This is a genomic window from Prolixibacter denitrificans, from assembly GCF_003014495.1.
In the GTDB taxonomy this organism is placed as follows: domain Bacteria; phylum Bacteroidota; class Bacteroidia; order Bacteroidales; family Prolixibacteraceae; genus Prolixibacter; species Prolixibacter denitrificans.
In genome coordinates this window covers 340,031-353,578 of the sequence record NZ_PYGC01000002.1, presented here as the reverse complement: position 1 = coordinate 353,578, position 13,548 = coordinate 340,031, and the positions used below count along the sequence as shown (strand labels likewise).

The window sequence follows — 13,548 nt, the reverse complement described above, 5'->3', positions numbered from 1 at the left end:
TATAATATCTGTCAAACAAACGAAAAAACATACGCCATGAAAGCCATTGATTACAAACAACTGAAACCCGGAGCCGGAAAAGCCTTTGGCTTTGGCTGGGAGGTCATGAAAACCTATTTTCTCCACCTGTTCCTGGTGGTGATGGTTTTGTCCATTTTGGAATTTCCAATGAAAATAATGGAGCACGACGGTAACATGGGATGGGCCATTTTTCTTTCGAGTATTTTTGGGCTGGCCTACTATTTCCTGTTTCTTCCAATCATTAAATATGCGACCGACTTGATGTTCATTCAGGCAGTTAGGGGTGAAAAAATCGAAGTAGAAACCATTCTTGTTGGATTCAAAAATTACCTGAACATCATTCTGGCACATCTTCTAACCGCGGCTATTGTCGGACTTGGATTTGTAGCTATTATTCTTCCGGGAATCATTTTTGCCTGCCGACTGGCGTTCGTATCATACCTGGTGATGGACAAACACCTTGATCCGATTTCAGCCGTAGAAGAAAGTTGGCGAATGACTCGTGGGCATGGGTGGCGTATTTTCTGGATGGCCATCGTATCCTTCTTCATCTTCCTTGCAGGCTTAATCATGTTAGTTGTTGGAATCATTCCCGCAAGAATATGGGTCAAATCATCATTCGCAAGCCTTTACCAATCAGTCCTGAACGAGATGGAAGGCACTCCGGAAGCTCAGCCAGCGCATTAAACACACAATATCAATTATCCAGTTCAAAACGCTCCGAAGTTTTCGGGGCGTTTTTTATACGCTGAATCATTTTTTAGGAATATGACGAAGTTCGGTGGTGCTTTCACAAAGCCTTCTTACTTTTAGCCGGAGAAATTCTCTTTAAAAAAAAGCAAAACCTGCACCAGTGAAAGTCAACAATCAGCATTATCATACCATTTGGGTAAACGAAAACGATGCAACCATAATCGAAGTTATCGATCAACGTCGTTTGCCCTTTTCCTTTGAGACGGTACATTTAAAAAACGAGAACGACGCCTTTGAAGCTATCCGCAACATGACGGTCCGCGGGGCGCCACTCATCGGCGTGACGGGTGCCTATGGAATTTACCTGGCTCTTTTACATTTCGATGAAGAGATTTCCTTGCGGGAATACCTGGATGAGAAAGCGGCATTCCTGAAAACAGCCCGACCGACGGCTGTCAACCTGGCCATTTTGATTGATGAAATGGTCGATGCGTTAAACGATTGCGCAGAAAAGGAAACGGCTGTAAAGAAAGCTTTAAACAAAGCAGATGAGCTGAAAAACCGTGAAATATCGTGGTCGGAGCAAATTGGCGAATACGGCTGTGAGCTCATTGAAGAGATTAGCAAAAAGAAGAATGGTGCGCCTGTCAACATTCTTACCCACTGCAATGCTGGCTGGCTGGCCTGCATCGACTGGGGAACGGCCACAGCTCCTATCTACAAAGCCTTTCTGAAAGGCATTCCGGTACATGTTTGGGTCGACGAGACCCGGCCTCGAAACCAGGGAGCCAGACTGACTGCATGGGAACTGGGACAAGAAGGCGTTCCACACACCGTGATTCCGGACAATACGGGAGGCCACCTCATGCAACACGGCATGGTCGATATTTGCATTGTGGGCAGCGACCGAACGACCGGCACCGGCGACGTAGCCAATAAAATCGGCACTTACCTGAAAGCACTGGCTGCACACGATAATCAGATACCTTTTTATGTAGCCTTGCCATCCAGCACGTTCGATTTTAACCTGAGTGATGGCATTCAGGAAATTCCCATCGAGCAACGAGATGCTGCAGAGGTCAATCAGATGGAAGGCATTTCACCGGAAGGAGAAATTCAGACCGTGCGTATTATGCCGGAAGGAAGCCCGGTAGCCAATTACGGCTTCGATGTTACACCCGCCCGACTGGTCACCGGCCTAATCACCGAAAGGGGTATTTGTAAAGCAAACCGCGAAAGCATATCTTCTCTATTTCAGAAATAGTTACTGAATGTTACAGGAAGAAGGATATATCAAATTCAACTGTCACTGGAATCAGAAAACAGTGAATTTTCCGTCAATGGCGATAGACAAATTGAACCGATGGAGAAGCCAACTATACCAACAACAACTGATTGGCGTCTATCCGGACGGAATTGGATTTGGCAATATTTCCATCCGGCTAAACAACGAGAACCAATTCATCGTTACAGGTTCGGCCACCGGCCAATTTTCGGAAACAGGTCCGGAACATTATGCCCGGGTCGATGCGTTCAAAATAGCAACCAATGAAGTTTGGTGTACCGGACAAGTCAAGGCTTCCAGCGAATCCTTGTCACATGCCATCGTATACAAAACACTGCCGGAAGTAAATGGCGTTGTTCATGTACACGATTTGAAACGATGGGAGAAATGGAAAAACGTGCTTCCCACAACCGATGAAGCCACAGCATACGGAACACCTGAAATGGCGACGGAAATCGCCCGGCTTCTATCTATTCCGGGTAACCGTGAAAAAGGGATACTCATCATGGGTGGACACCGGGAAGGAATGCTGGCCTTTGGAAAATCTCTGGAAGAGGCCTGTGGAATTCTCCTTTCTCTTGAATAACTTTATAAAACTGAAATAAAAAAACGGAAGCAAACAGATGAAGTACATTGCCATCATTGGTGGTTCAGGGCTGGAAAATCCTGATATCCTGGAAGACTCGAAACGAATTGATGTGGAAACGCCTTACGGTGAACCGAGTTCCGATTTTCTCACGGGGAAAATTAACGGAGTCGATGTTGTTATCTTGTCGCGACACGGACGCGAACACACCATTCCTCCTACCCAGGTGAATAACCGGGCCAACATATGGGCCATCAAAGAATTGGGCTGCACCCACATACTGTCGACTACAGCGTGTGGAAGTCTGAAAGAAGACATCAAAAGAGGCGAGTTGGTGGTTCCCGATCAGTTCATCGATTTTACCCGGAGACGGCCCGTTACCTTCTTCGACAAATTCAAACCCGGCAAAATGAAACACACTCCCATGGCCGATCCGTTTGAAGAAAGTTTGCGCGCCCGGTTATTGCAAAGCGCCGGCAAGCTCAACATCAAAGCGCATGATGGAGGAACGGTGATAACCATTGAGGGACCCCGTTTTTCGACCCGCGCAGAATCCCGGATGTTTCAGATGTGGGGCGCCGATATTGTCAACATGTCGACCGCACCCGAAGCTATCCTGGCCAACGAATTAGGAATTCCTTATGCTACCGTTGCCATGGCAACCGATTACGATAGTTGGAAAACCGATGAAGCTCCGGTTTCCTGGGAAGAGATTCTGAAGGTATTCAATCAGAACGTTGAGAATGTCACAAGCCTTTTAACGAAAGCCATCGGGTTAATCTAAAAACATACAAAATGCTTGTGAAATACGGGACAAATCCGTAAAATTGCAATCCGAAATTCTAAGCGAATTTCCGGGCCCATAGCTCAGTTGGTTAGAGCGGATGACTCATAATCATTAGGTCGCTGGTTCAAGCCCAGCTGGGCCCACCATTTAGTTAAGTAAAACTCACAAAGACGCTTGAAATTAACCATTTCAGGCGTTTTTTCTTTTTACGCCCCACCAAAATTCACATTTATTCCCGGAATTAACGAGACTAAATCGAGACCTAAATCCACTTCTCTCAAAAGGTCTCGGCAAATCACATAAAATACTGATGTGATTGCAGTTAAATGCACTCCTTTGCAATTATTGCCTACCCTATTTCAGCGTAATTTTGTAGCCAAAAGAGACCTTGAAATAAAAGAAAGGAAAAAATATGAATAATACATTGGTATTAAACTTCATCTTAAAACGCTCAAAAACAAATCATGAGAATGGGAAAGCTCCTATTTATTTGCGAGTGACGATTAACGGCGTCCGCTTTGAAATGTCAACCAAAATCTTTGTCACGACTACCCAATGGGACGAAGCTTCACAGCGAATCAAAGGCCGCAAGGAGGAAGCCAGGCAAACCAACGAATACTTGAATAATATTCAGACGGAAGTGCAACGAAAGTTTTATCGCTATCAGGAAACAGAAGAATACGTAACAGCAGATAAATTCAAACGTTTTCTCAAAGGACAGGACAAACCACATAAACTACTGTTGAAAGTCTTCGACGAAGTGATAAAAACAGTGGAGGCCGAGCTGGATATAAATTACTCCATCGATACAGTAAAGCGGTACAAGATTTCCATCGAGAGGCTTAGGGCTTACATCAATGAGATACATCATTTGGAAGATATCCCGTTGACCGATCTGGACTACAACTTCGCACGTGAGTACGACCTTTTCCTACGTAAAACCTACGGTTGTTCCCATAATACAGCGATGAAATATATTAAGCATCTTAAAAAGGTTATTCATCGCGCAATGCTGTATGAATACATTGATAGAGATCCATTCTCCGCTTACAAGACAGCATATAAAGATGTTGACAGGGGCTTTTTGACAACCGAAGAATTAAGGACAATTGAAGAAAAAAGCTTCCGAGTAACAAGGCTGGAGGAAACAAAAGATATATTCATATTTGTTTGCTACACAGGCTTAAGCTATTCAGACCTAAGGAAACTTTCTCCAGAACACATTGTGAAAGGTAGTGACGATAAATTATGGATCATCAAGAATCGAGAAAAGACAGGGGTTCAGTCGCGTATCCCACTATTACCTCAGGCTCTAGAAATACTGAAAAAGTATCAGGAACATCCTGTTTGCGCTGCTGATAACAAAATACTGCCCATTCGAAGCAATCAGAAGCTCAATGCTTATTTGTCTGAAATTGCTGAACTGTGCGAAATAAACAAGCACATCACCATGCACCTGGGGCGGCATACTTTCGCAACGACCGTAACACTGTCAAATGATGTGCCCATTGAAACAGTACAAAAAATGCTGGGTCACAAAAATCTTTCGACAACCCAGATTTACAGCAGAGTTGTCGACAGCAAAATTGCCAATGACATGGGGCGTTTAAGAAAGAAAGTCGCTCGCAAAAAATAAATATTTAGTAGCTTAGGTCAGTTAATATATCAATTGACCTAAGCTATGTCAGAATCCATCAACATTGAGAATGAATTCAATTTTTTCAGTAAGCTCATATATGAGACAGAGGAAACGAGCTTTTTCAGGAAAGAATTTGAAGGTCAAAATGATCCTGAATATTGCTACAATAAACAAAAAGACGTTATTGAATACCAAAGGCAATTTCCGGTAGATGATGCAAAAAATGAATACGAACAACAATTCGATGTCGAGGAAGGAGAAATAACCTACGAAGAGTATGTCTTGGAAAAAATCCGGTGCGAGACGAATCGATTAAAAAAACTCATAAATAATTTCCACGAAAACCCCAGTAACGGCAAAGACCAGCACAACTGGTTTTACGAAAAAGTCCTTTCTTCCATTCATGAGAAATTGTTATTCCTTGACAATAATGACGTTGATTTCAAAGATGAGATCAAAAAAGCGTTGAAACAGGTTGCTACATATACCGCCAAATCATATAAAGAGTTTTTCCCCAATGACCCCCAATTCTTGAAGATGAAGGAATACATGACCGGGAAGAAAAGCGTTTTAAAGAGCAAAAAACATTTTACAATATTTAAATCAAACCTAAACGAGGCACAGTTAAAGTCAGTATTTGATACAGGAATTAGTTTAGAGCTTATCTCTACGGAAACATCCAGTGATGATTTCATTGATGCATTCTCCGGCTGGAATCCAAAAAATAAAATTCAATGGATCGGAACAACTTATTCCCTAGCGAGATTCATTAAGCAGATTGAAGGCTATGCATTACCCAAATTGGGACGAGGTAAATGGGAGATTGTTTCTGATATTTTTTGTACATCGAAACACGATCAGCTAACGCCGGACCAATTAAAACATCCATCAAAAGGGACAAACGAAAATCTTGATTCAGTCAATGCTTTCATCGCCGAATTTAATGACCCGCCTGAAGATTAATTCGAATTTTTACTCGGAACCCCAAAATTTTTTCCCCTGTAATTGCTAGTCTAAGGACTATCACAACTCGAACTTTGTCAATCTCCGAGTTAATCCCTCCTTACGTTTGTGGCGAGCGATATTGCTCCAAAATTAAAAATTGGAGGTAACATGCATGATGCATTATTTCCAGAGCATTTCAGAAGTGAGATCGCGAATACTATTCGGGAGGAGCTTCGAAATGCCGTCACCCCTCAACCTACGTGGTTGAGATCCTCTCAGGTAAGGGAAATGTTGAACATCAGCGATTCGACCTTACAGAATTTACGAATTAATGGTACACTACCGGCTTACAAACTCGGTACTACGTGGTTTTACAAACACGACGAAATTGTTGCCGCACTTGAAGCTGGTAGGCAGCACAGAAAGGAGGCCGATCATGAAAAGTAATGATCTGGCATTTGAATTAAAGCAGCTTAAACAAACGGTCAAGCAGCTTGGGGATGAAATCAAAACCCTAAAACAAAAACAACTGGACGACGAGATGTGGGATAGCTCCGATGTAATCCGGCATTGGAAAATTTCTCCCCGAACCTTGGCGTCCTGGCGAGCAGAGAAAAAGATTAGGTACGTACAGGTAGGCAATAAAATCTGGTACCCTCAGGAGGCACGTAAAGCATTTCTCGATCAACATGAAGTTCCGGGCGAAACCAGAAAAAAGGAGGAGCCATGGAATTAAATCAAGCATCGAACCAACGGCCTGCTAAAAAGGTGGCACGCAATCTAAGCGAACATCGAGAGGAGAATGAAGAACAGAAAGTATTTACAGCATTGGAGCTTTTCGAAATGGGCATTACAGAATTTCCAATGTTATTGGACCCGATTTTTCCCAAAGCGGGCTTGACCGTACTCGCGGGTTCAAGTGACACCGGCAAAAGCACTTTCCTGAGGCAGATGGCAATCGCCATTGCGCGAGGAGATGAAAAGTTTTTAGGGTGGACAATTAAAGCAGAACACAACCGGGTAATCTATGTTTCGACCGAGGATGACAAGATTGCCATTTCCCATTTACTAAACCAAACAATTGATGGGAATGGGGACATTCAAAAACTCGAAAACCTGAAGTATCTCTTCAGCTTGGACAATCCATTTGATGAATTAGATGCCATACTGAGTGAATACCCGGCCGATTGTATAATCATTGACGCTTTTTCCGATTTATTCCCTGGAGAAATGAACCAGGCAAATAAAGTTCGCACATTCATGAAACCTTTCTTTGAACTCGTGAACAGACACAATTGCCTGGTGATTTTTCTTCATCATACCGGTAAACGAACGGAAGAAAATCCACCTAGCAAGAACAACCTTTTGGGTTCACAGGGTATTGAAGGAAAAGCACGACTGGTAATCGAGCTCAGACGTGACCCATACGATTCAAGTTTTCGTCATCTGTGCATTGTAAAGGGAAATTACGTCGAAGACGACTTAAAAACATACAGCTACAAACTCCTTTTTAAGGACCGCCAATTCGAAATGACAGACGAAAGGGCCGATTTTGATGATTTGGTGGTCAATCCTGATGAAAAACAGAGAATAAAAGAAAAAAAATTAGCGAGAGTAGTCGAGTTGAAGGATAAGGACATGTCCTTTGAAGAAATAGCGGCTCAAATGAACAAGGAGGGTTTAAATATTTCAAAAAGCACAGCTCACAATTACTACAAGGAGGCAGAGAGAAGAGAAGCAAAATAAGGTCACCGTCCATCCATCTAATACCATTAAGAGAAAAGGATGGATGGATGAACAAGAAAGCTCACCAACACGGTGGGCTTTTCTTTTTCACTAAACGTTCAGGCAATAATCACTTTTCTATTTCGTTAACAATAAGTTGACTAAATAAATACACCAAACAAAATGCACCTACTTTCGCCAATCAGGAATAGCTCCTAATCGTCAATATCGACGATATCCGACAGCGGAATTTCAAGTGCCTGAGAAATCTTGTACAAAGTGGAAACAGTAGGATTGGTTCGACCAGCTTCGAGCCTGGAAAGATTGGCCTTCTCAAAATTGCAGATGGCAGCCAGATTCTGTTGAGAAATCCCCTTAGATTCCCGCAACGTTCTGACGCGCGCTCCAATTTTTTGCTGAAGTTGACCGATTTCCATTAGTTATCATTTCTGACAACTAATTTTTTGTTTTAAATTTGAAATGAGGTTATCATAAATGATAACACCACTTTGAGATATACTACATTCACATAAAACATGCACCAACCAACAGCACGCAAATCATTATTTAACCTTAAAAATACCTTATTATGCTTTTTAATCTATTCAGAAAAAACAACCAAAAGGAATCTGTAAAACAACACTTCCAGGACTTCAACAGTGACTTCACATTAAGGCAAAAGAAAGCAATAATCGGCAGTCTGATTGTAATTGCAATGGCTGATGGAGATTATGACAGAAGCGAAGCAAGGTGTCTGGAAGAGACTGCTATGATGCTGGATTACCCATTGGATGACGATATTAATATCGCTGTACTTGAATTAATGGATATGGACAGAGAGGAAGTACTGGCAACACTAAATAGCTTAACAAGCTCACAAAAGGACTGGTACATTATCACTGCCATGGGTATGATTCATGCAGATGGTAAGACATTAGCCGAAGAATTAATGACCGCCGCAGCCTACTTCGAAAACATGGGTATTACGCCGGAACGAGTCGATAACACACTTAAAAAAAGCATGCTGTTCGCGGAAATGCTCGGTTAATCGCTTGGTGCCATATTTCAAATAGTCAATCTAAATTAACCTATATTTGCCATGCGACCTTTATTCAAAACCTTTCCCCAACGTAGGTATTTCAAATTTCAACTGATAACAATTATCAGTACTGTGCTTTGTACCTCAGTTACGATTGTCGCCAATCCAAGTCCGCCCAAACAATATGGCTCCGGTCAATCATCCCTCACACTACCTTATTCGTCATCAACCTATTTTGTAAACGGTAAGAGTGGGCAAACAAACGAAGACGGGGAAATAATACTGGAGAAATCACATATTACGATTCGCTCTGCAGACTACCGCGAACGGTTCAATATACGCTCTGTAAATACTAACGCGAATCCAATCACATTGACAGCGTACAATAGCCGAAACAGCAACGCCAGGTTCATAATATATTTCGATGCTTTGGCATCCTTGAAAGGAATAAAAGCACAACTCCCTTCAAAAAATATCAACTTCATATTGAAGCCCCAGAATTTCTTGTTTTCGGAGATCAAGCAGTTTTATTCCTTTTCCAATTCCACTAACTGGCAATCAGATAAAACTAATACAGAGGAAGACCCATTATCTTTCTTAGACCCTGGAAAATTTGATATACATGAAGTTAAGGCCGGACAGTCTTTGGAACCTATTCCTTCTAATGTAGATGTTTCCAAATATGAAAAGGATTTAGGAAGCACGCTTGACATATACCCAGATCTGGATAAGGCCTTAGAGAAAGCAAAAGCCAAGAAAAGAGAGGAGACGTTCAAAGCCATCATTCCAATTGTTGCAGTTCTCATTGGCTTAATGTTGATCCTACTTATCTACCAATTGAAAAATAGCTGGAGGAATTAGGCCTTTTGATCCTCTAACGAATAAAACCCTGTTTTTCAAAAATGACTGAAATGAGCGAAGGAAATCCACCTTACAAAAGAGTATTTCATTGTGACCATTGCGGATATGAGGCACAAGTGGCAGGAGAACGGTATCTCGATAAAGGCTGCAACAACTACATGGAAACATTTGTATGCCCGGATTGCCAAATTCTTTACGAAAGCATTGTTACGGAAATTACGCTGCACAAAACTTTGCCTCTTTTCTTCGAAATGAAAGAAGTATTTCCAGACTTCAATCTGGACTTACCCAAAGAAATCGAAGGAGATCAATCTATTGAACCGGCTCTTTATGCAGACCATGATGAAAGACCAGAATCCAAATGCCTTCGCTGTGGAAATACTCAAGGCATTAAATGGACGAAAGAGAATCCAATTTGCCCCAAGTGCAGTCAACTGATGAGGACCAAGAAAATTGAATAATTAACGCAAACCCCCTTCAAATAGTACATCGATATGATTTACAAACTATTATACATTTCCCTGCTTTGTTTGCTAACAACCTCCATGCATGCTCAAACATCCATAGAGAAGAATTCGATTAGTGAATTCAATGCTGGTAAAACCATTGAATATTTTTCGAATGGGCAAGGTAAATCACAAGGTTTAAAAATACATTTAAAGTACCCGCAATCATGGAAGTCTCTTGAAGGCCGTCATCCACATGTTCTGGTCGACCTTGTTCAGCCCGGAAATTATGTGAATGCACTGCTCATGGTTAGAAAAAGCAATGACATTTTTACGAAACCCGAAATAAGCCACCTATTGTCCAAAGAAGGGTTAAACATGTTTGTACCTCCCAATGGATCATATATTTCGAGTAATAGTAATATCCAAATTGAAGGCCAAAGAGCTGGATTGGTTAATTATACAATGACCGGTAAAAGAATGAATCGAGTATTCTTTTCTTATTCATCGGCATATATTGTTATTTACCAGGATTATATTTTTACTCTGACTTTTATGGTTACGAATAAAATCGGTGAATCCGAGAGCAGTGTTAAGAATAGGTATGATGCGATCAAGCCGCTATTTGGACAGATGTTCAATAGTATCGTAATCGACAATATTTGGGAGTAACCTTTAGAATATTTCCTAATAACTTAAAATCACAATTAAGTAAATCAGAAACAACAACAATTTAATTTCTTAATCATGGATACTATCGGCACCATTTTACTTGTCATTGGCCTTTTGATATTTCTAATGATTTTCTTAGGTGCAATAATGGCGGGTTTTTCAAAACTATTTAATGTTCGTGTGAGAGGTAGATTCGGCAGTAAGATCGCCGACCCAGAAGATTGGGATATGATGATTGATACATTTAAAGGAGTCGGAGAATTGGCAAAAGATTCCGCTAAAGGAACTTACAAAAAGATTAAAGCAATCGACCTGGGTAGAACAAACCTCAAATCAACTGACAGACAAAATAAAATTGATCAACTACAAAAATTGGCAGATCTAAAAAATAGCGGAGCGATTACCGATGAAGAATATAATGCGTTGAAAAAGGATTTGTTAAGATAGGCACGTCAAAGGGTGGCTTCGTCCGTTAAACGCTATTACTGTTGTCAAATCCAACAATAAAGATTAAGATGCTTTTTCCTTGAACAAATTTCAATATCTTACCACCAAATAACAACATAACTAAATTTATTTATATAATGAGATTTGTACTTTTACTAAGCGCAGCCTTATTGTTACTCTCACTGGCAGCCTTACCCAGCGGATTTTACATTCTCCTTCGCATTGCAGTAACAATCGGAGCAGTTGCGGCAATTATTAGTGAGATTGACAATGGAATCAATTTCTGGGTGGTAGCATTCGCAATAATCGCCATTCTGTTTAATCCGCTGCTACCGATTTACCTGGACGACAAATCTGCTTGGATGCCCATTGATATCATCGCAGCAGTCTTGTTTTTGGTAAAATCATTTACGCTAAAGAAAGCTGAAAAGGTGAGTTAGTCCGTAATCTCTCTTTCCTCGATACACAACAATAACGAAAAGGCATTTTTGTCCTCGAGGAAAGCGATGAAAAAAAAACCTCAAAGGCAATTGGGAAATCACTCTGATTCAGTTCGAATCATATTTGAAACCAAGAAGGTTCGGCTGGCTATAAAAGAGGTCTAGCCCAGGCTTTTCTTTTTTACACATTTTTTAAATAGTGTTGTGAATCTCAGACCCCTGAAAATATCAACAACTAACCTGCTGGAGTAACACCATTTTCTATCATCCACCTAATTGCTTTTTGGGCATCTTCCCAGGCAAATTTTTTCTTCTGCTCTGACCAATCATATAGAAGCTTTATGAGACTTTCATCGTTAACAAGCTGATTCTTTTCAATTAATTCTAACCAACAACCATAAAGAGTAGCAACAAGCTCAACTTTATGAAACGGAGCCTTTTTAAATACATCAATAAACCATTGTATCCGCCCCTTACTGCTACTAAAATATCTATTGTAATATCTTCTATGCGAACCATAATTGTTAGAAGGAGCGTACAAATACCTCGTAATCACCCCTCTCTTTTCTCTCTTTACATTAAACCATCCTTGCTTTTTAAATTCATGATCAATACTATGCATGAACTTATTATCGTAAGGGCCGGCAACCTGCTTAGAATAATGATTTCTGATGTTCATTCCTTCTATGTTTTCACACAAAAACATGAGTTTTTGAAGCTTTACATGACCAAAAGTTGGTTCTTCATATAACTGAGATGTTATTTCAGCTGCGAGAACAGCTCTTTTGAAATAGGTGTTTTTGTTCCTTCCATTCTTTGCCAGAGGTAAATTCGTATTCATTTTCTTTTCTTCCTCTGCAAATATTTTATCGGGATCTCCCAGGCAATTTTTCAATTCAGAGTCCCAGTCGGCATACAGGTTATTAAAATAATCCAGTTCATGTTCAGTTCGAGGAAAAATAAAACCTGTTGAAGCCAATATATGATCTACTTTGCTTTGATCTAAACTTCGTCCCTTTGTTGCCATAACTCGGTGTATTCGTTTATTTTCCTAATTACCTCATATCTGTAATAGCGTATCGTATCTTGAGAGATATCAAGCTTTTCACGCAATTCAGTTAAAAGCTTCCTAGGTAATTTATGTCCCTGCATTTCATACTTAAGGTAGGTCAAGTAAATAACTTTGTGCTTCCAAGAAAATGTCTCCAACACCTTTTTGAGAATAATGAGTTTTTCACTTCTGACATTCAATAATTCATCAGGAATTTCAACATCATAAACGATTTCCTCACTACCATCATATGGAGAGACATTTATTCCTTTTCGCTCATTGAGTAAATCATAAAATGAATTTTGTGCAATTCGTAGAAGGTACAATTCTACCCCTTTATCAGGAGTAGAGGCTTTCATTTTTTCAAGCCTAAAATTTGGATATTTCCAGAACCGCTTAAAGGTTCTTTCAAGAATTTCTACTGCAAATTCTTTGTCAAAGTTGTTGTTTAGGCTTATACGTTCGGCCGTCTTTGCAATTACAGGCCAAAATCTAAAATAAAAAGCACGAAACGCTGCTTTAGCTATATCAAGATTTCCAAGACCGTCCTTTGACTTTATAAGCTCAATAAGTTCAGTTGTCGGAGTTTCCTTATAATTTCTCCAATCTATCATTCTTGACTGGTATTATATATACCTAAAACCGTTGGTAACGCTTTGAAGTATTTTTTATGAGGAATTGCCTTAATCCGCGATTTCAATTAACAAATATAAAAAAAGAAAGGAGTCCTATTATGGCTAAAAACGGAAAACCCAACGATGGACACCGAGAAGGTGCCGTAAAACAAAGATCTCAAACTTATAATCCAAAAATTGACCGTTGGACAAAAAGAGATACCGAATCAGGTAAATTCATGGATCAGAAGTCTGATAACAAACCCTTTAAGGGTGTTAGAAAAGAAAAATAACTAG

At 40.4% G+C, this 13,548-nt stretch carries 19 protein-coding genes and 1 tRNA gene; 17 read left to right on the top strand and 3 right to left on the bottom strand.

Features of this window, described 5'->3' with window-relative positions:
- The first annotated feature begins 36 nt into the window (after positions 1-36).
- From CLV93_RS05200 to CLV93_RS05155, 10 genes are all read left to right on the top strand, one after another.
- Positions 37-708, top strand: coding sequence for a DUF7847 domain-containing protein (locus tag CLV93_RS05200; protein ID WP_106541113.1), 672 nt, complete (start codon positions 37-39; stop codon positions 706-708).
- A gap of 166 nt (positions 709-874) precedes the next feature.
- A complete protein-coding gene (mtnA, locus tag CLV93_RS05195; RefSeq protein WP_106541112.1) occupies positions 875-1,978 on the top strand; it encodes an S-methyl-5-thioribose-1-phosphate isomerase in 1,104 nt (367 codons plus the stop codon).
- Between the two features lie 7 nt (positions 1,979-1,985).
- Entirely contained in the window at positions 1,986-2,585 is a 600-nt protein-coding gene (locus tag CLV93_RS05190; protein ID WP_106541111.1) for a class II aldolase/adducin family protein, read from the top strand.
- A 37-nt stretch (positions 2,586-2,622) separates the two neighbouring features.
- On the top strand, positions 2,623-3,369 hold the full coding sequence (gene mtnP / locus CLV93_RS05185; protein ID WP_106541110.1) for an S-methyl-5'-thioadenosine phosphorylase: 747 nt from the start codon (positions 2,623-2,625) through the stop codon (positions 3,367-3,369).
- A 72-nt stretch (positions 3,370-3,441) separates the two neighbouring features.
- Positions 3,442-3,518, top strand: a tRNA-Ile gene (locus tag CLV93_RS05180).
- A 266-nt stretch (positions 3,519-3,784) separates the two neighbouring features.
- The gene (locus CLV93_RS05175; protein WP_106541109.1) at positions 3,785-5,008 is read left to right on the top strand and encodes a site-specific integrase; all 1,224 of its coding nucleotides are present in this window, start codon (positions 3,785-3,787) and stop codon (positions 5,006-5,008) included.
- Between the two features lie 45 nt (positions 5,009-5,053).
- Positions 5,054-5,974: a hypothetical protein gene (locus tag CLV93_RS05170; RefSeq protein ID WP_106541108.1), complete on the top strand. Its 921-nt coding sequence runs from the start codon at positions 5,054-5,056 to the stop codon at positions 5,972-5,974.
- Between the two features lie 150 nt (positions 5,975-6,124).
- Entirely contained in the window at positions 6,125-6,403 is a 279-nt protein-coding gene (locus CLV93_RS20530; RefSeq protein WP_106541107.1) for a helix-turn-helix domain-containing protein, read from the top strand.
- Positions 6,393-6,692, top strand: a complete 300-nt coding sequence (locus tag CLV93_RS05160) for a MerR family transcriptional regulator (RefSeq protein ID WP_106541106.1) — start codon at positions 6,393-6,395, stop codon at positions 6,690-6,692. Before CLV93_RS20530 ends, CLV93_RS05160 begins: the two co-directional genes overlap by 11 nt.
- Positions 6,683-7,702, top strand: a complete 1,020-nt coding sequence (locus tag CLV93_RS05155; protein ID WP_106541105.1) for an AAA family ATPase — start codon at positions 6,683-6,685, stop codon at positions 7,700-7,702. The genes CLV93_RS05160 and CLV93_RS05155 overlap by 10 nt, the downstream gene beginning before the upstream one ends.
- A 194-nt stretch (positions 7,703-7,896) precedes the next feature.
- Here CLV93_RS05155 and CLV93_RS05150 read toward each other — a convergent pair whose 3' ends face one another.
- Positions 7,897-8,118: a helix-turn-helix domain-containing protein gene (locus tag CLV93_RS05150; RefSeq protein ID WP_106541104.1), complete on the bottom strand. Its 222-nt coding sequence runs from the start codon at positions 8,116-8,118 to the stop codon at positions 7,897-7,899.
- A gap of 152 nt (positions 8,119-8,270) precedes the next feature.
- On the opposite strand from CLV93_RS05150, the gene CLV93_RS05145 reads away from it, so the two are divergent.
- The 6 genes from CLV93_RS05145 to CLV93_RS05120 all read left to right on the top strand — a co-directional run bounded on the left by CLV93_RS05145 (position 8,271) and on the right by CLV93_RS05120 (position 11,586).
- A complete protein-coding gene (locus tag CLV93_RS05145) occupies positions 8,271-8,729 on the top strand; it encodes a TerB family tellurite resistance protein (protein ID WP_106541103.1) in 459 nt (152 codons plus the stop codon).
- A 363-nt stretch (positions 8,730-9,092) separates the two neighbouring features.
- Entirely contained in the window at positions 9,093-9,581 is a 489-nt protein-coding gene (locus CLV93_RS05140) for a hypothetical protein (RefSeq protein ID WP_146141952.1), read from the top strand.
- Positions 9,582-9,631: 50 nt separating this feature from the next.
- On the top strand, positions 9,632-10,042 hold the full coding sequence (locus CLV93_RS05135; protein ID WP_106541101.1) for a hypothetical protein: 411 nt from the start codon (positions 9,632-9,634) through the stop codon (positions 10,040-10,042).
- A 33-nt stretch (positions 10,043-10,075) separates the two neighbouring features.
- Positions 10,076-10,699 (top strand): hypothetical protein, encoded by a 624-nt coding sequence (locus CLV93_RS05130; RefSeq protein WP_106541100.1) that lies wholly within the window; start codon positions 10,076-10,078, stop codon positions 10,697-10,699.
- Between the two features lie 75 nt (positions 10,700-10,774).
- Complete coding sequence (locus CLV93_RS05125; protein ID WP_106541099.1) at positions 10,775-11,146, top strand: SHOCT domain-containing protein; 372 nt, start codon at positions 10,775-10,777, stop codon at positions 11,144-11,146.
- 137 nt (positions 11,147-11,283) lie between these two features.
- On the top strand, positions 11,284-11,586 hold the full coding sequence (locus CLV93_RS05120) for a DUF6804 family protein (protein WP_106541098.1): 303 nt from the start codon (positions 11,284-11,286) through the stop codon (positions 11,584-11,586).
- Between the two features lie 235 nt (positions 11,587-11,821).
- Here CLV93_RS05120 and CLV93_RS05115 read toward each other — a convergent pair whose 3' ends face one another.
- Together CLV93_RS05115 and CLV93_RS05110 are read right to left on the bottom strand one after the other, a co-directional pair.
- Positions 11,822-12,613: a hypothetical protein gene (locus CLV93_RS05115; protein ID WP_106541097.1), complete on the bottom strand. Its 792-nt coding sequence runs from the start codon at positions 12,611-12,613 to the stop codon at positions 11,822-11,824.
- On the bottom strand, positions 12,589-13,251 hold the full coding sequence (locus tag CLV93_RS05110) for a sigma-70 RNA polymerase sigma factor region 4 domain-containing protein (protein ID WP_106541096.1): 663 nt from the start codon (positions 13,249-13,251) through the stop codon (positions 12,589-12,591). The genes CLV93_RS05115 and CLV93_RS05110 overlap by 25 nt, the downstream gene beginning before the upstream one ends.
- 119 nt (positions 13,252-13,370) lie before the next feature.
- Here CLV93_RS05110 and CLV93_RS20230 point away from each other — a divergent pair, with 119 nt between their 5' ends.
- A complete protein-coding gene (locus CLV93_RS20230) occupies positions 13,371-13,544 on the top strand; it encodes a hypothetical protein (RefSeq protein ID WP_170108868.1) in 174 nt (57 codons plus the stop codon).
- Positions 13,545-13,548: the final 4 nt, after the last annotated feature.